This window comes from Streptomyces sp. NBC_00433 (genome assembly GCA_036015235.1).
Classification (GTDB): Bacteria; Actinomycetota; Actinomycetes; order Streptomycetales; family Streptomycetaceae; genus Actinacidiphila.
On sequence record CP107926.1, the window covers coordinates 2,150,647 to 2,168,520 of the forward strand.

The 17,874-nt window shown below is 72.4% G+C and carries 12 protein-coding genes; 7 read left to right on the forward strand and 5 right to left on the reverse strand.

All coding sequences use genetic code 11. The features are described 5' to 3' along the window. Positions 1-797: 797 nt before the first annotated feature. A complete protein-coding gene (locus OG900_08760; protein WUH90186.1) occupies positions 798-2,546 on the forward strand; it encodes a cellulose binding domain-containing protein in 1,749 nt (582 codons plus the stop codon). A gap of 280 nt (positions 2,547-2,826) precedes the next feature. Here OG900_08760 and OG900_08765 read toward each other — a convergent pair whose 3' ends face one another. Then, a complete protein-coding gene (locus tag OG900_08765; protein ID WUH95680.1) occupies positions 2,827-3,342 on the reverse strand; it encodes a sigma-70 family RNA polymerase sigma factor in 516 nt (171 codons plus the stop codon). Positions 3,343-3,643: 301 nt separating this feature from the next. Between OG900_08765 and OG900_08770 the strand changes: the two genes are divergently transcribed. From OG900_08770 to OG900_08790, 5 genes are all read left to right on the forward strand, one after another. Then, on the forward strand, positions 3,644-4,690 hold the full coding sequence (locus tag OG900_08770) for a cobalamin B12-binding domain-containing protein (GenBank protein WUH90187.1): 1,047 nt from the start codon (positions 3,644-3,646) through the stop codon (positions 4,688-4,690). A gap of 207 nt (positions 4,691-4,897) precedes the next feature. Beyond that, a complete protein-coding gene (locus tag OG900_08775; GenBank protein ID WUH90188.1) occupies positions 4,898-6,193 on the forward strand; it encodes a polyprenyl synthetase family protein in 1,296 nt (431 codons plus the stop codon). Beyond that, the gene (locus OG900_08780; GenBank protein WUH90189.1) at positions 6,190-7,728 is read left to right on the forward strand and encodes a phytoene desaturase; all 1,539 of its coding nucleotides are present in this window, start codon (positions 6,190-6,192) and stop codon (positions 7,726-7,728) included. Before OG900_08775 ends, OG900_08780 begins: the two co-directional genes overlap by 4 nt. Then, positions 7,725-8,783: a phytoene/squalene synthase family protein gene (locus tag OG900_08785; protein ID WUH90190.1), complete on the forward strand. Its 1,059-nt coding sequence runs from the start codon at positions 7,725-7,727 to the stop codon at positions 8,781-8,783. Before OG900_08780 ends, OG900_08785 begins: the two co-directional genes overlap by 4 nt. Next, complete coding sequence (locus OG900_08790) at positions 8,780-9,787, forward strand: Rieske (2Fe-2S) protein (protein WUH90191.1); 1,008 nt, start codon at positions 8,780-8,782, stop codon at positions 9,785-9,787. The genes OG900_08785 and OG900_08790 overlap by 4 nt, the downstream gene beginning before the upstream one ends. Before the next feature lie 10 nt (positions 9,788-9,797). Here OG900_08790 and OG900_08795 read toward each other — a convergent pair whose 3' ends face one another. From OG900_08795 to OG900_08805, 3 genes are all read right to left on the reverse strand, one after another. Further along, complete coding sequence (locus tag OG900_08795) at positions 9,798-11,342, reverse strand: FAD-dependent oxidoreductase (GenBank protein WUH90192.1); 1,545 nt, start codon at positions 11,340-11,342, stop codon at positions 9,798-9,800. Positions 11,343-11,604: 262 nt separating this feature from the next. After that, on the reverse strand, positions 11,605-12,816 hold the full coding sequence (locus tag OG900_08800; protein WUH90193.1) for a lycopene cyclase family protein: 1,212 nt from the start codon (positions 12,814-12,816) through the stop codon (positions 11,605-11,607). A 272-nt stretch (positions 12,817-13,088) separates the two neighbouring features. After that, on the reverse strand, positions 13,089-14,822 hold the full coding sequence (locus OG900_08805; protein WUH90194.1) for a cellulose-binding domain-containing protein: 1,734 nt from the start codon (positions 14,820-14,822) through the stop codon (positions 13,089-13,091). An 817-nt stretch (positions 14,823-15,639) separates the two neighbouring features. Between OG900_08805 and OG900_08810 the strand changes: the two genes are divergently transcribed. Next, on the forward strand, positions 15,640-17,037 hold the full coding sequence (locus tag OG900_08810) for an RICIN domain-containing protein (GenBank protein ID WUH90195.1): 1,398 nt from the start codon (positions 15,640-15,642) through the stop codon (positions 17,035-17,037). An 85-nt stretch (positions 17,038-17,122) separates the two neighbouring features. Here OG900_08810 and OG900_08815 read toward each other — a convergent pair whose 3' ends face one another. Beyond that, complete coding sequence (locus tag OG900_08815; GenBank protein WUH90196.1) at positions 17,123-17,869, reverse strand: hypothetical protein; 747 nt, start codon at positions 17,867-17,869, stop codon at positions 17,123-17,125. Positions 17,870-17,874 lie beyond the last annotated feature (5 nt).

Genomic DNA, 17,874 nt, shown 5'->3' on the forward strand with positions numbered 1-17,874 from the left:
CGGAGGTCACTGCGCCGGGCTCGACCCCCTGTGCAACCAGGCCGCCCCGCCGTCGGTGGAGAACGCCGCACGGCCGGTGCCGCCGGGGTCGTTGAGGCAGCCCCTCGCACGAGGGTCCGCTGGTCGGGTTCCCACGTAGTCGATGCAAGCTCGTGCCGCGATGGCTCAGGGAGGGGTTCGACGGGCACGGTGGAAACAGTGCCGCCTCCCTGCGACCTGCGGCATCAGGGGCATGGGCGCGGCAGACGGGGGCCCCGACCCGGTAGCTTCCGGGATCGGGCAGCGTCGCGCGGGCCCCCGGAACCGTGCAGGACCCTTGAGATGGGCTGTGCGCATGTGTCAGTCTCATGCCAGCGGCCGCCTGGGTGCACAGGGGGCATGTGTGTCACTCATCTCCATGCAAATCCCCCCACCGAGGGTTGTTAGCGCTCACAACGCCGCCCTCTTGCAGGAGTCTCCTCATGATCACAGCAGCGCGTCGCCCTTCCGCCGCCCATGTCCGCGAACCCGGAGTGTGCGTCACCTGACAGCGCAGGCCTACGCCGACCGGGCCGGTGCCCATCACCACCACCTCCGCCCGGTGCCGGTTCGACGAGCCCCGCGGCAGCGGCGCCGTACCTCTCGTCCCGCATGGCCCGCTTCGGGCACGACGCGGGTACGACGCCGGGGTGCGCACCGGTTCCCGACGCGGCGGCACGGCCCGGCGCGTACTCAGATCGACGCCCGGTGAGCGGCCCGGCCCGCAGGGCGCCACAGCGTGAGCACCACAACCCCGCATCCGAAGGAGAGAGATCACCATGCATGACCGCACGTCCATCCCGCCCGCCGGTTTACGCCGCGTCACACCGCTCGCCGCGATCCTCCTGATCCTGGCGATCGCGGCGGCCGTGTTCGGCGGCCAGGCCGCCGCAAGCGGTCCTACCGCGCAGGCGGCAACCCGTCCGGCCGCCGCGGCGGCCTCGTCGCTTCCCTGTGACCTCTATGCCACCGGCGGGACGCCGTGCATCGCGGCGCACTCCACGACCCGTGCCCTGTTCGCGGCCTACAACGGCCCGCTGTACCAGATCCAGCGCGCGTCGGATCACAGCTACCGCGACATCGGGCTGCTGGCCGCGGGCGGTTACGCCGACGGGGCGTCCCAGGTCTCGTTCTGCTCCGGCACGTCGTGCACGATCACCAAGATCTACGACCAGAGCAGCAAGCACAACGACATGCCCATCTCCTGGGGCGGCTACTGGAAGGGACCCGGCGCCAACGGCGCCGACATCGGTGCCAACGCTGCGGCCCTGCCCATCACCGCGGCGGGCCACCAGGTCTTCGGCGTCAAGGTCACACCCGGCACCGGCTACCGGATCGACCACGCCAACGGCGCCCCCACCGGCGCCCAGCCCGAGGGCATCTACATGGTGACCTCGTCGAACTACACCAACCAGTGGTGCTGCTTCGACTACGGCAGCGGTGAGAACACCCACACCGACACCGGCAACGCCACCATGAACTCCATCTACTGGGGCAACGCCTGCTGGTTCGGCGGCTGCACCGGCACCGGCCCCTGGGTCGAGGCCGACCTGGAGAACGGCATGTTCCACACCGGGACCGGATCCAACCACGACGCGAACAACCAGGGCGTCCACTACCCGTTCGTCAGCGCCTGGGAGAAGAACAACGGCACCAGCAACTTCACCCTCAAATACGGCAACGCCGCCTCAGGGGGACTGACCACCACCTATTCCGGCGGGCTGCCCAAGGGCTACTCCCCCATGAAGACCGACAGCTCGATCCTCCTGGGCACCGGCGGCGACAACAGCCCGACCGGACAGGGCGAGTTCTTCGAGGGCGCCATCACCGCCGGCTTCCCCACCGACGCCACCGAGAACGCCGTCCAAGCCGCGATCACCACCGCCGGCTACGGATCGACGACCGGCCCCAACACGATCAGGGTGACCAACCCCGGGGCGCAGAGCGCCACCGTGGGCACCGCGGTCGCCGGTCTCCAGATCCAGGCCACCGACTCGGCCAGTGGCCAGACGCTGACCTACTCGGCCAGTGGCCTGCCCTCGGGGCTTTCCATCAGCTCCTCCGGCCAGATCACCGGAACCCCGACCACCGCGGGGACCTACACCGTGACGGTGACCGCCACCGACTCCACGGGAGCGGCCGGCAGCGCGTCCTTCACCTGGACCGTCACCACCGGCGGCACCACCGGCGGCACCACGGGCGGTAGCACCGGCGGCACCTGCCACATCGCCTACACCAAGACCAGTGAATGGCCGGGTGGCTTCACGGCCGACGTCACCGTCGGCAACACCAGCACCAGCGCGGTCAACGGATGGTCCGTCGGGTTCTCGATGCCGGGCGACCAGACGGTCACCAACGGGTGGAACGCCACCGTGACCCAGTCCGGCCGGAACGTCACCGCCGCCAACCTGAGCTACAACAGCACCATCGCTCCCGGCGGCAGTACCTCCTTCGGGTTCCAGGGCACCTTCGCTTCGAGCGATGCCGTGCCCACCGCGTTCACCCTCAACGGCACCGCGTGCAGTTGATCCGCCGAGAGACACACACGGCGTGCCGGGGCATGTGACCGGTGCACACAGCCGGGTGCGGAGGCCGACAGCGGTCTCAGCACCCGGCTGTCCGGCGTCCACGGTGCGATCCTTCGACCGGCCCGCCGCGCTCGTCCCCGGGACCGATGACGGTCGGGCGTTCGCCCGATCCGCCTCGGCGGACATCCAGGATCAGGGGTTCCGCCGCGCCTGCCCGCGCCTACCGCGAGCAGCGCGCGGCTTGCAGCGTTACTGCAGCGAATTGCGGAGGAGCCCGGACTCAGCCAGTCGCCACCTCCCCCTGGATCAGTAGCCGCAGCCTGCGCAGCCCGCGGCGCGAGTGGCTCTTGACGGTGCCCAGGGGCAGTCCGGTGTAGGCGGAAATCTCCGCCTGGGTGAGATCCGCGTAGAAGGCCAGGCTCAGCACCTGCTGCTGGGCGGCGGGGAGGCGGGCCAGCTCGCGGGCCACGAAGACCCGTTCGAGCGTGGCATCGGGCTGGGCACGGGCGTCCGGCGCGGGAGACAACGCCGAGCCCGCGTTGGCCACCAGGACAGTCCGCCGGGTACGGGCGGTGAGCGCGTCGGCGATCTTCCGGTGCGCTATGCCGACGAGCCATCCGGCCAGTGAGCCCCTGTCCGGCCGGTATCCGCGCCGGCCGCGCCATGCGGCAAGGAAGACCTGCTGGGTGACGTCCTCGGCCTCCCGGGCGTCCCCGAGCGACCGCCAGGCGAGCGCATGGATCAGTCCGCCCCAGCGGCGATAGGCGGCGGCGACGCAGTCCTCGTTGCCCCGCATCAGGCCGTCGGCCAGTTCCGAGTCGGCGAGCGCGAGCTCGGCCGGCTCCCACAACGGCACCGGGGCAGCGGCCACATCGGCATCGGACGCGGACTCGTGCGCGGCTGCCACAACGTTGCGTACGGTCATGCGGGCTGCCCTTCGTCGATCGGTTCCGGCCGCTCGGGGAGTGGACGGTGGATTGCCGACAACCGGTGCCGCAGGACCGCGCGGCGGCCGGAACGGCGCGGTGTTCCCCCAAAGTGCGAATGGCCGACCGCTGGAGGCAACTTGCGTCGTTTCTGCGTCGTATGGTGCTGGGATGGGTGAGGCAGCGGGCGGAACGAGCGGTTCGGGCGGGACCGGGAGGGCGTCGGAGCGGCCGGGGGCCGGGATCACCACGGGCGCGTTGGCCCGGCGGCTCGGTGTGGCCGCCACGACGGTCCGGTCCTGGGACCGCCGTTACGGCATCGGTCCGGCAGTCCGCTTCGACGGCCGGCATCGCCGCTGGGCCCCGAGGGACGTGGCCCTCGTCGAGGAGATGTGCCGGCTCACCGCTGCGGGCGTTCCGCCCGCCGAAGCGGCCCGAGCCGCCAGAGCCGCCGCCGAGGCGCCGCCCGCGCCGACGGCCCACGCGCCCGTGGAGCCCGTGCGGCCCTCCTCCCGGCGGCCAACGGTCGGCGGGCTGCCGCTCGGCGACTTCCGACAGGAGTGCCGCGGACTTGCGCGGGCCGCGCTACGGCTGGACAGCCCGACCGTGGACGCCCTGCTGACCGGACTGGTCGAGCGGCACGGGCTGATCGTCTCCTGGGAGGAGGTGATCACGCCGACCTTGCGCGCCGTCGGCCGCAAGTGGCAGCTCTCCGGTCAGCGGTATGTGGAGGTCGAGCACCTGCTGTCCTGGCACGTGTCGTCGGTGCTGCGGCGGGTCCGTACGGCGCCACTTGCCGCAGGCGCGGCGCCTGTGCTGCTCGCGTGTGTGCCCGGCGACCACCACACCCTTCCGCTGGAGGCTCTCGCGGCCGGGCTCGGCGAACTCGGCCTTCCGCCCCGGATGTTCGGTGGAGCGGTGCCGGTCGACGCCCTGGACGAGGCCGTCCGCCGGATCGGGCCGGCGGCCGTCGTCCTGTGGTCCCAGTCCCGCACCACGGCCGACCGCCCGCTCGCCCGCCATGTCGCGGCCAGCGGTCGGGGCGTCAGGGGCGCCCGTGCCTACCCGGTGGTCTTCGCCGCCGGGCCTGGCTGGGCGGGTCCTCCGATGCCGGGCATGCTCCGCCCTCACGGCCTGCGCGACGCGCTGTCCGCACTGGACCACATCGCCTCGCTGGACCCGGGCCTCGTCGAGCCGACCCGCACAGGTACCGGCTGACGCCGCGAAGGGACCGGCCGGCCGCACAACAGGAGATCCCTGATCAACCGCGGTGACGAAGCGCGCACGTAGACTCACTCAAAGTGATCGGAATCGTCCCGTCGATGCAGTCTTGGCCCATGCACTGCATCCGCAGGTCCGCCCCGGGCGGAATGACGGAGGACGACAGCCGAACGAGGCAGCCGGAACGAGACAGGGAGGAAGTCGATGAGGCGCATCCTGGCGGACGAGCAGCTCTCCACCGGCGGCCGGGCGGTCCCGAGCGCGTCGAGCGGTACTCCACCGTCACAGCGTCCCGCCGAGCCCCTGGACCCCGCGGCGGTGGACGAGGATGTCGCGGCGGCCGTCGGGAGAGTGCTCAGCCAGGAGCTGCGCGAGCGGGTGGCCGCCGCCGCGGCGATCGACGCGGTCTTCGCGCGGGACGTCGCCGAGCGGGTCGCCCGGTTCACCCTGGACGGCGGCAAGCGCACGCGGTCGCAGTTCCTGTGGTGGGGACTGCGAGCGTGCGGCGGCGGGTCACCCGAGGAGACGCACGCGGCGCTGCGGGTCGCCGCCGCCGTGGAACTCCTCCAGACCTGCGCGCTGGTGCACGATGACGTGATGGACGGCTCCGCCGTTCGGCGCGGACGGCCCGCCGTACACCGGGACATGGACGGACAGTACGGGTTCCCGCGTGGCTCCGGTGCCGCGGAGCCGTTCGGCAGAGCCGCCGCGATCCTGGTCGGTGACCTCGCGCTGGCCTGGGCCGACGACACGGTCGCCGACACCGCGCTACCGGCGGGGGCGCGGTGTAGGGCACGGGGCCTGTGGCGATCCATGCGCACCGAGATGGTGGCCGGCCAGTATCTGGACCTGCACGGGCAGGCCACCGGTTCATGGTCGGCCGCGCGCGCGGTCCGCACGGCCTGCCTGAAGAGCGCCCTGTATTCCGTCGAGCGCCCGCTGGGCCTCGGGGCGGCCCTGGCCGGGGCAGACGAGGCGACCACGCAGGCGCTGTGCGCCGCGGGCCGGCAGGCTGGCATCGCCTTCCAGCTGCGCGACGACCTGCACGGGGCCTTCGGCGACCCCGCGTGCACGGGCAAGCCGTCCGGCGAGGACATCAGGGACGGGAAACCCAACTACCTCCTCGCGGTGGCCCGCGGCCGCGCCGAGGCCGCGGGCGACCAGCGCGCCACGGCTTTCCTGGACGCCGCCCTCGGCGACCCGCGACTGTCGGAGAGCGACCTTGCGCGGGTACGGGATCTGCTCGTCGCGACCGGAGCGCGGGCCGCCGTCGAGCACCGGATCGGGGAACTTGCCGACGACAGCGCCCGACATCTGGCGAGCGCGGCCCGCCTCGTCCCCGCCGCCCGCACCCACCTGCTCGGCCTCTTCCGACGCGCCGCGGGCGTCCGCCGGGACGCCCCCTGCTCGCACAGCTGCCGTGGCCATGCGGCAGGCGGCGGACCGACCGTGACGGATCTGCTGGAAGCCACCGCCGGAAGAGGAGGAGAACCCCGATGAGGACTGTTCCCGGGCGTACGGATCACGTCGTGGTGGTCGGAGCCGGCCTGTCGGGGCTTTCCGCCGCGCTGCATCTGCTGGGCGCCGGACGGCGGGTGACGGTCGTCGAGCGCGCCGCCCTGCCGGGCGGCCGAGCAGGCCGGATCGTACGCGGCGGCTACCGGATCGACACCGGGCCGACCGTGCTCACCATGCCGGACCTGGTGGCGGAGGCGTTCGCCGCGGTCGGCGAGACCATGGCCGACCGCCTCGACCTCGTCCCGCTGCACCCTGCCTACCGGGCGCGGTTCGCCGACGGCAGCAGCCTCGACGTACACACAGGCGCCGAGGCGATGGAAGCGGCGATCGAGCGCTTCTCGGGCCCGGCCGACGCGGCGGGTTACCGGCGGCTGCGCGCCTGGCTCACCGACCTCTACGCGGTCCAGATGCGACGCTTCATCGACGCGAACTTCGACTCGCCGCTGCAGCTCGCGCACCCGGACCTGGCCCGGCTGGCGGCCCTCGGCGGTTTCCGCCAGCTCGACTCGCGCATCGGCGATTTCATCTCCGACGAGCGGCTGCGCCGGGTCTTCACCTTCCAAGCGCTCTACGCCGGGGTGCCGCCGGCCCGCGCGCTCGCCGCCTACGCGGTGATCGCGTACATGGACACCGTCGCGGGCGTCTACTTCCCCCGCGGTGGTATGCACGCCCTGCCGCAGGCCATGGCCGACGCGGCTGCCGACGCCGGAGCCGACCTCCGCTACGGCTATGACGTCAACCGGCTGGAGCGGTCCGGAGACCGGGTCACGGCAGTCGTCACCGACCGGGGCCGTATCCCCTGCGACGCGGTGGTGCTCACCGCCGACCTGTCCGCCGCGTACCAGCTGCTCGGCCGCGCCCCGCGCCGCGTGGTCCCGCTGCGGCACTCGCCCTCCGCGGTGATCCTGCACGCGGGCACCGACCGCACCTGGCCGGAACTGGCCCACCACACCCTCTCCTTCGGCTCCGCCTGGACGACCACTTTCCGCGAGCTGACCCGCACCGGAGACCTGATGTCCGACCCTTCCCTGCTGATCACCCGGCCGACCGCCACGGACCCGGGGCTGGCCCCGCCCGGCAAGCACCTGCACTACGTGCTCGCCCCGTGCCCGAACACCGACATCGGGCCGGGCGCCCGCTCGTGGCAGGACCTGGGGCCGCGCTACCGCGACCTGCTGCTCACCGAGCTAAGCCGGCGCGGGCTGGCCGGTCTCGGGGACGCCATCGAGGAGGAGTCGCTGGTGACGCCGGCCGAGTGGACGGCGGACGGCTACGCGGCGGGCACACCGTTCTCGGCGGCGCACACTTTCCCGCAGACCGGGCCGTTCCGCCCGCGCAACCTGGTGCGCGGCACCGAGAACGCGGTACTGGCCGGCTGCGGGACCACGCCGGGCGTCGGAGTGCCGACGGTGCTCATCTCCGGCAAGCTCGCCGCGGCCCGCATCACCGGGCCGCGCCCGGACCGCCGGGCGACCGCGTCCCGCACCGGCCTGTCGTCGAAAGGGGCCCCGGCGTGACCGCCCGCGAACTCGACGCGGCCGGTATCACCGGGCCGGAGCTGCGCGCCGCGTACGCCCACTGCCGCCGGCTCAACTCCCGGCACGGCAAAACGTACTTCCTCGCCACCCGGCTGCTGCCGGTCGAGCGGCGCCCGGCGGTGCACGCTCTGTACGGCTTCGCCCGCTGGGCCGACGACATCGTCGACAGTCTCGACCCTTCACAGAGCACCGAAGCAAGAGGCGCGGCACTCGACAACCTCCAGAAGGAGCTGGCGGCCGGGCTGCGGAAGGGGGACAGCTCGGAGCCGGTGGTGCGCACGCTCGCGCACACGGCCGCCGTCTACGGCATCGACCACCGGTATTTCACCGACTTCATGGCGTCGATGCGCAGCGATCTGGTGGTGACCGACTACCCGACCTACGCTGACCTGCGCGCTTACATGCACGGATCCGCAGCGGTGATCGGGCTGCAGATGCTGCCTGTGCTGGGCACGGTCGTCCCCCGCGAAGAGGCCGCGCCCCACGCGGCAGCGCTCGGTGTCGCCTTCCAGCTCAGCAATTTCCTGCGGGACGTCGGGGAGGATCTGGACCGCGGCCGGGTGTATCTGCCCGCTGACATGCTCTCCGCGCACGGCGTGGACCGCGAGTTGCTGTCATGGAGCCGCGCGACCGGTGCCCGCGATCCCCGGATCACCGAGGCCCTGCGTTCCGTCGCCGAGCTGACCCGGGGTGTCTACCGGGAAGCGGCACCCGGCCTGCCGATGCTGGATCCCGTGGCCCGGCCGTGTATCCGTACCGCCGTCGTGCTGTACGGCGGGATCCTGGACGCGATCGCCGACGACGGTTACGCGGTGCTGCACCGGCGCGCGGTGGTGCCGCGCCGGCGGCGGGCCGCGGTGGCGCTCGACGGTTTGGTCCGGCTGGGTGTGGCGCGGCTGCACGCCCGGGGCGGCGGGGCGCCGGCGGTACGGCCGGGCGCCCCGCAGCCGGCACCGCGTGAACGCGTGCGGTCGGGGCAGCCGGCACCGTTCGACCGGTCGCGGCGGGCGCGAGACAAGGAAGGCATGTCATGACCGCTCACCAGCGACGACGCTTCCCGCTGCGGCTGCGCCGCGACCCGGTGGAGTGGGCGGAGCAGCAGCCGACCTGGCGGGACGCGTCGCCACGGCTGATCGGCGACGCCCTCAGGCGGGCCTCGGCCCGGCCGTCCGGCAACTGGTTCGTCGTCGGCGACGCACGCGCTCTCAAGCACGGCCGCCCCTACGGCCGGACCGTCGGTGGCACCGAGGTGGTGTTGTGGCGGGACGCGGCCGGGACGCTGCGCGGCGGCCCCGGGGGGTGCCCGCACCTGGGCGCGCCGCTCAAGGACGGCTCCGTGCGCTGCGGAATCCTGATCTGCCACTGGCACGGCCTGGCGCTGAAGGGCGCGCCCTTCGCCGGCTGGGAGCCGTATCCGGTGTACGACGACGGGCTGCTGGCCTGGGTGCGACTCGACCGGCTGGGCGGCCAGGAACCGACGGCCGCCCCGGTACTGCCGGTGCGGCCGGTGCCGGCGGACGCGGTGGCGGCGGTCTACACGGGCTTCGGTGTCTGCGAGCCCGAGGACGTGGTCGCCAACCGGCTCGATCCGTGGCACGGCGGGTGGCTGCACCCCTACTCCTTCGTGGACCTCACGGTGGTCGGGACGCCCCGCGGCGGTGGCAATGCGGCGGACGACGGTTTCGCGGTCGACGTCTCCTTCAAGGTCGCCGGACGGGCCGTCGTACCGGTGCGCGCGGTGTTCACCGCACCGGAGCCGCGGACGGTCGTCATGCATATCACCGAGGGCGAGGGGCTGGGGTCGGTGGTGGAGACGCACGCCACCCCGATGGGTCTCGACAGGTCGGGGCGGCCGCGAACGGCGGTGGTGGAGGCGGTGGTCGCCACTTCGGACCGCCGGGGGTTCGGGATCGCGCGGGCTGCCGCCCCGACGTTGCGGCCGCTGATGCGGGCGGCCGCGAGACGGTTGTGGCGCGACGACCTGGCGTACGCGGAGCGGCGGTGGTTGCTGCGCGCCACCGGCGGCTTCCCGGGCTGAGAGCGGCCCGTTACGCCCTTCGGAGGCCGGCCAGGGCCCGCAGCGCCGCCGAGCGCCCCCGCTCCGGGACGGTCCAGAGCGTCTGGCCACGTACCCCCCATCGCTCCAGCAGGACGTTGGCAGCCGCAAAGCCCGTGGTGGCCGCGCGTTCCATGAGGGCGACCGGGAGGCGGGTGCGGACCGAGTCGCCGGCCACGGTCACGGCCGGGTGCGGGGTGGCCACCGTGGGCCGGTCCCGGAATCCGCCCACGGGGAACAGCGGGCAGTCCGCGCGCCATTCGTGCCGCTGGTCGACGATTCCGGCCCGCGCGGTCTCCGGATACACCCGGTGCAACTGCCCGACCAGGCGGTCCTGGGCCGCCGACCGGTCGGCGGCAGCGTAGGCGTACGCGTGCAGTTCGACCACCGAGCCGCCGGTCCTGGCGGCCCAGCGCGCCGCCTCCCCCTCCCAGCGCTCCAGGACACTGACATTGTCGAGCGGCCCGAAACCGCTGGTGCCGAGGAAGCCCTGCCGGTCGGCGGCGACCGGGCGGTCCAGCCAGAGCCGGGAGACCAGGAACGGCGGCGCGTCGCGCAACCGGCCCACGCGCTCCCGCCACGACGCATCGCACAGGTCGGGCGAGGCGGCAGCCAGCCGGCGCAGCCCGCCGCCGTCCAGGGCAAGGACGAGCGCGTCGAAACGCCGTGTCCGGCCGTCCGCTGTGACTGTCGGCCTGCTGTCCGCCGAGGACGCGGCGCCGACCTCCGTCCCGGTGCGCACGTCCACACCGTGGCTCTGCAGATAGCGGCCGAGGGGTTCCCACAAGGCCTGCGGGTAGGGCTCGTCGGGGACGTCGAAGAGCAGGCCCTCGCTGGAGCCGAGGAAGTAGATGTGGAACATCAGGGCCAGTTCGGCCGCAGACAGCTCGCGCGGGTCGGCGAAGAAGCTGCGGGAGAACACCTCGAAGGCCAGGTGCCGGGCGGCTTCGGGAAAGCGGATGCGGGCCAGGAAATCGGCGGCGCTGGTCCCGTCGAGCCGCTCGTAGACCTGCGGCACGCGGACGTCCAGCAGGGGCAGCGCGGCGGCCGGGTCCATCCGGAGCAGATCGCGCCAGCCGAAAGCGGGGCTGAGGGCGGCGAAGCACAGAGCGCTCATCGGCGGGGTACGCGGGATGCGGGCGAAGCTGTCGTACAGGCCGCTGCTGTGCCGCAGCGGATAGTCGGGCAGCGCTGTGAGCATGCCGAGCGCGGGGTCGACGCGACGGAGCAGGCCGCGCAGGTTGTAGTACTGACGGAAGAAGGCGTGGAAGCCGCGGCTCATGGTTGCGGGCGAGCCGTCGGCCAGCACGGTGGACCAGCCTGCCAGGCGTCCTCCGAGACCGTGCTCGCGCTCGTAGAGCGTGACGCGGGCGCCGCGTTCGGCAAGTCCGGTGGCGGCGGCGAGCCCTGCGACACCGCCGCCGAGCACGGCGACCTCGGGCGCGTCGCTGCCGAAGCGGGAGCGGCCGGGCGGCGCCGGGATCACCTGGGCGCGCCGGTCGCGGCCCCGCCGGGGCGCGGTGGGCCGCCCGGTCACCGCGGGTCCCGAGGCTGCTCGCGACGGTCGCGGTGGGCACCGCCGAGCACGCGCGGCCCCGCTCCGGGACGGGGCCGGCGCAGCCCGCGGCCGGGACCTGCCAGAAACGCGTGGCAGCCGGAACGGAACACGGCCGGCCGGTCGTGACCGCCGGAGCCGCGGCCGGATGCCGGCGACACTTCCTCGTCTCGCAGCACGGGCATGGGGCGTTCTTCTTCCTGGTCGGGACGGGGCACGGGACGTTCGGCTTCCTCGCCGCGGATCAGCGGCCTGGCGGGGGCGGGTCGCGTCTGCGCAGGAACGGCAGTTCCGCCACGGTCAGGAGCATGGGTGCGATCGGGGTGCGCAGGCCGATGAGGAAGTCCTCGCGGACCTGGGAGCGGCCGTCCAGGAACCGCAGCAAGCGCTCGGTCGGCACCCGGCGGAACAGCCCGGTGAAGAAGTCCGCGCCGTTCACGCGTCCGGTGTCCAGCGCCCGCAGCATGGCGGCGTCCATCGCCCGGGAGCGGCGCGAGTGCGGTGCGGGCGGTACCGGGGCCCGGAGCGGACGCGCATCCGCCAGGAGGATGTCGGCGACGGCCCGGGTCTGCCGCTGCACGGCGGCGAAGGTGTAGCCGGTCGACGCGCGGGTCGCACCGCCGGCCGCGCCGATGCGGAACACCGAGCGTCCCGCGCGCGAGGGGAACCGCCCGTCGGTCATCGGGATCACGCCCTGCTCGACGGAGACGACCTCGAACGGGCCGAGCTTCAGAACCTCTTCGCTGTAGTGCCGAAGCGCCGCGTCGTACCGCGCGACGTCCAGCACACTCGCGGAGAACTCGGTGTACTCCACCAGAGCCTGCCGGGGGTTCAAGGGCAGCACGTATCCGAAGGACAGCCCTCGCGGCGGCTGCGGGGTGCGGAAGTCCATCAGGTCCGCGACGGCCGGGTCGAAGGCATCGTCCGCGGTCCGCACGAACCAGCCTCGGAAGTGCTGAAGCAGCGTCGTACGCGCCGGCGGCAGCCGCGGGAGCGGTCGGGAGTCGAAGACCCAACGAGCGGTCAGTTCCCAGGGGCGGCCGGCCGCGTCACGGCCGCGGACGCGCGCACCGCAGGGGTGGTCCCGGACGGATTCGACGACGGCCTCGACCCGGCGACACCCGCCGGTCCCCGACAGGCGTTCACCGACGAGCCGCTCGAAGACGTCGGACCGCAGCATCTTGTAGCGGAACGGCGCGGGATCCCCGACGGTCGCCGATCCGTCGGTCCCTCGTACCCGCAGCCGGTCCCAGGCAGCGGCGAGGACCGAATCGTACGGTCCCCCGGGCGGCTCCCAGAAGCACCAGGTACGGGCCGGCGGGCGCAGCGGGCCCGGCGGAGCGTCCACCAGAACGACTCCGAGCCGGTTCGGGTCGGCAGACGGAGCGCACAGCCGATGGGCCAGCGAGAGCCCGGCGGCACCCGCGCCCACGATCACGACATCCGCGTCTCGCACCCAGAACTCCTCCCGACGCCACGGATGCCTGGTCGTCGGGACGCGGCTGTGACGTTGCAGACTCTTCCGCAACGGAGGCCCGGTTGGATGCACATCGCGCGCGGGGCGCCCCACAAAGGGGGATCGGGTGGCTTTTGGACGCGGATCGGATGGAGCTGTCGAACACGTGATCGCGCCCTCGGCGGTGGCCGGGATGTCCGCCATGCTCGGCCTGGAGCGTGGACGCCGCGAGAAGGAGTGCCCGGGCGCGCGGTGCGCCCGGGCACCGATGTTCAGGAGGTGCAGGCCGTGCCGTTGAGGGTGAAGGCCGTGGGCGGGCTGTAGCTGCCGGTGTCAGTGCCCTGGAAGCCGAAGGACTGGCTGCCGCCGGGCGGGATCTGGGCGTTGTACGACAGGTTCGTGGCCGTCACCGAGCCGGAGGAGGGGCTGATGGCGGCGTTCCACGCGCCGGTGATCGCCTGGCCGGAGGGGAGGGTGAAGCCGAGCTTCCAGCCGTCGACGAGGGCGGATCCCGTGTTGGCCACGGTCACGTTGGCGGTGTAGCCGCCGGACCACGTCTGCGGGGTGAGGGTGACCTTGCAGGACGGGGAGCCGGTGCCGCCCGTGGTGGTCCCTCCGGTGGTCGTGCCGCCGGTGGTGCTGCCGCCCGTGGTCGTACCGCCGGTCGTCGTGCCGCCGGTGGTCGTGCCGCCGGTGGTGCTGCCGGCCGCCGGGGTGATGACGAGGTGGTAGGCGTCGGTGGTGTTGGTGGTCACCGGGACGGTGATGGAGCCGTTGCTCACGGTGTAGTTGCTCTCGGACAGGGTGATCGGTCCGGACACCGCGGTGGTGCGGCCGCGCGAGGGTGTGTACTCGACCTTGACGTGTGCGCTCGACCCGAAGGCCGAGAGGGAGTTCAGGCCGTTCACGGTGACGGCGGAGTCGCCGGAGCTGCCGCCGAAGACGACATCGACCTCGTTGCCCGCGCTGTTGCGGGAGGCCGCTCCGTCGATGCCGGTCTGCGCGGGCGCGGTGGTGGTGAGCATCGAGCCGCTCATGTCGGCGTACCACTTGTAGAGCCAGTAGGCGCCGTTGGGGCTGCCGCCCTGGCCGGTCAGGAGGTCGCCGAGCGCTCCGGACTGGTTCCAGAAGGCCAGTTCGGCGTCGTGGACGCCGAGCCGTTCGAACTTGGCGATGTAGCCCACCAGTGCGCCGGGGATGCCGACTTCGGCGGGGGCGGCGTACTCCTCGATGGCGATCGGCCGCGGGCTGATGCCGTACTTGTTCTCCAGCGCGACGACGGTGGCGACGTCGCCGGCGATCTTGGAGGACCGGATCAGCTCGTGCCAGGCGATGATGTCGGGCACGGTGTTGGTCGCGACCGCGTTGCGGAGGAAGTTGTCCATGTCGCTGATGTTGTCCGAGAAGCTCGGGCCCTGGATCGGCGTCGTGGCGTCCTTGGCCCGGATCTCACGGTAGGTCCGGGTCCAGAAGTCCTCGAAGGTACCGTTGGCGGTCTTCCAGGTGTTGTCGGACTCGTTCCACGGCGCGTAGGCGGCCAGGTTGGTGATCCCCGCCGCCTTGGTCCTCGCGATCTGGTCGTCGACCACGCTCAGCCAGTTGCTCCAGCTGAACTGGTACGGCCATCCGGCGTAGTAGTCGGACAGCCTGTTGACGACCTTCGCGCCCGCCCTGGCGGCCTTCGGCGCGACGACCAGGATGTCGCCCGAGCCCTGCTGGTGCCCGCCGGCGGGCATCTGCACGAACGTGTTCGGCTTGATCGCCTGCACCAGGTTGTCCGCCGGTGCGCTGGCGTTGGCGAGCCCGTACAGCGAGCCGGTCGCGACATGGGTGACCGGCCGCAGGACCTGGCTGGCGCTGACCACCAGGGTCGTGGACGGGGAAGCAGCCGCGTGAGCGGACGGGGGCCCGGTCAGCACGACCGAGACCGCGGCCAGTACCGCGGCTCCCAGCCCGGCAATTCCGGTCAGCGACCGGACGGGTCGGTGATGCGCAAATCCACGCATGACGAAATGCCCTCCAGAAATGGGGTGGGGGTAGAGCATGACGACGGCCGACAGCTCGGCCGGTGGGGAGCCGCCCGTCCAACGGCTCCCCACCGCCCTGCGTACGGCAGAACATTGCACAAAAGAGCAATGGTTTTTCCAGCACACAACGTAGGAGCGTTCCGGGTGAGGGTCAAGGGAAGGCGCGAGGCGACTTCCCATGCGCCCCGGGAGTTGACCCGTGTCGGTCGAGCGCCCGTACCCGCGAAAGCCATTTCTCAGCGAGCTTTTCCCAACCTGCCGGCAGAGCCGTGCAGTTGCGGTGACAACCCTCTGCGATCAGCCCCCGTCGGCGGAGGCTGAGCGCCGGCCGCCAGGGGCGGATCCATCCGGCGACGACCTGCGATCCGATCGCCCGACGGCCGGGCGGCCCCATCCCCCGCAGAAGCTGGACATGGCCGTGCAGACCAGGCCCATCGCGGGCCGGGTGGAAGGCCGACCACCCGTCCTCGATCGGGCATCAGGGTCGGTACGGGATGCGAGAGATCGTCAACGCGGTCCTGTACCGAGGCAGGACCGTCTGCCAGCGGGACCACCTCCCGCCGGGCCTGAGGCCGCGTCGAGGTCCGGCAGGGGACCGGCGGCGGTCGTGTGTTCGCTTGCAAGCGTTCGTGAGCGCTTTTGTTCGCCCCGTAGCGAGAAAGTTTGACGATCCGTTACCCATGTCCCAGACCACACCGGTTGAACCACCGAGGGCCGCATAAGGGGTGTGCTGATGAGATCGTCGCAGAGCGCGATGTCCCAGAGGGCTGTTTTCGCGCTGTTGAGGTTGTTTGCCGTGTTCGCGTTGGCGGCGGGGATGTTGACCACGGTCGGGTCCTACGAGGCGCATGCGTCCACCGCTCAGTTCAAGGGCGTGAACTGGGCCGATCAGCGGGACAATTTCGTGAACGGGGTGCTGTATCCGTCGGGGCTGGGCGCGTCGGACACCTATGCGTCGGCGGGGGTGGTGGCCGACCGGGTGGTGGGCCAGTTGTACTCGATCACCGGCGCCAACACGGTGCGTATGCCGATCAACGAGCCGACGGTGTCGAGCTATTGGTCGGCGTACACCGGGGCGATCGACTCGGCGCTGGGCCGGGGGAAGGTGATCCTGGCCTACTGGGCGTACTCGGGCGGCAAGCCGACGAGTATCTCGGCGTTCGACCGGATGTGGGACACGGTCGTCGCGCGGTACGGGAGCAATCCGAACGCGTACTTCGAGGTCATCAACGAGCCGTACGGGTACGGCACCGGGGACCTCGACAACTTCTACAACGACTGGCTGGCCCGGTATTCGGCGGTGCCGCGGGGCAGGGTGGTCCTGGACGGTGCGGGCGACGCCCAGAACGTGTCGGCCGTGGGCAGTGACCGGCGGCTGGACAACACGCTGCTGGCGGTCCACGACTACTCGTTCTTCGCGGGCTACGAGGACGAGACGGACTGGGCGAACCACCTGGCGGGCTACATCGGCGCGTACGCCGACCGCACCATCGCCACCGAGTGGGGCGGCCCGATGGGTCCGGGCAGCAAGAACGGCGTCCAGTACGCGGCAATCGACTACAGCATCCCGAGCGGGTCGTTCTTCGCCGACTACGTCCGGGGTGTCAGCAGCGAGTTGCGCAGCCTCGGCATGGGCAGCGTGTTCTGGCCGGGCCTGCGCGACGGCGACTGGTACAGCCTGACCACCAAGACCGGAACGGGCTCGGGCATCAACCTGTCGCTGGTCAACCCCTCCGGTCTGACCCGGCTCCAGTACGCCTGGGGCGTCGGCAACGGCGGGGGCACCTACGTCAGGATCGCCAACGCGGCGACCGGCCTGTACATCGACGGCGCCGGCCGCACCTCCAACGGTGCGGCGGCCGATCAGTGGAGCGGCAGCACCAGCCGCTTCGAGGAGCAGTGGGTCATCGAGAACAACGGCAGCTACGTGCGGATCAAGAACCGCGCCACCGGGCTCTACCTCGACGGGGCCGGCCGCGCCTCCAACGGCGCGGCGGTGGGCCAGTACGCCGCGAGCGGCAGCAGCAACCAGCAGTGGACGGTCCTGACCGACGCGAACAACGTGCGGATCAAGAACCGGGCCACGGGCCTGTACATCGACGGGATGGGCCGGGCGGGTTCGGGGTCCGAGCTGGGGCAGTACGGCGACACCAACGGCGCCAACCAGCAGTGGCGGATCACCGCCGCGGGCTGACCGGCGGAGCATCCGTCCGCGGCGGGGGTGGCAGGCCGGGTCGCCCTGTCACCCCCGCCGCACGGTGCCGGCTCCCGCACGGTCGTCAACGACCGCGCGGGGCAGCGGTATCGGCGGGTTCCAGCCGTGCGTGTACGGCGCGGACGTTGCGCCACACCACGTAGAGGGCGCATCCGGGGAGCGTGGCCAAGCCCAGCAGGGGAGCGCGGTCGACGAGCGCGGCCGCGCTGAGGAGCAGGACGAGGTCGGCCAGAGCGAGGGGCCAGCGCCGGAGGAGGCCGTAGGGGGCGGTCAGGTAGTCGGCGGGTGTGAGGGGGCGGTCCTCCGGCCCTGCCGCCGCGGTCAGGGCCATGGCGTGCACGCCGGACAGCGCGGAGAGCACGGCGACCACGGCGAGGGCGGGGCACACGGCGAGTCCGACGGCGGTGTGCCGCAGCAGCACCGCGTCCGTCGCGCCGGCTGCCGCCAGCAGCGCGTACGGCGCCCACAGCGCCGTCGCCCTGCGGAAGAGGCGGCGGTAGGCGCGGGGCAGCTCGATCACCCGTGCTGTGTCGGCGGTGTCGTCGGCGGCGCGTTCGAGGAAGCCGAACGCACCGGCGAGTGCCGGGCCGACACACAGCCACAGCAGTGCGAAGGGCACGGGGTGGCGCCACGGTTCGTGCGTGGTCGCGAGGGCGGCGAGCAACGGCAGGCAGGCGACCGCCGTTCCGAGGTTCACCACCAGCATCTGGTGGATGTGGGACCAGATCAACTCCCAGGACCCGTAGGACACGTTGGTGGGCAGGCGGCGGCTCGGGCCTGCGGGAGCGGGTGTGGTTGCGGTTGGGGTCATGCCGG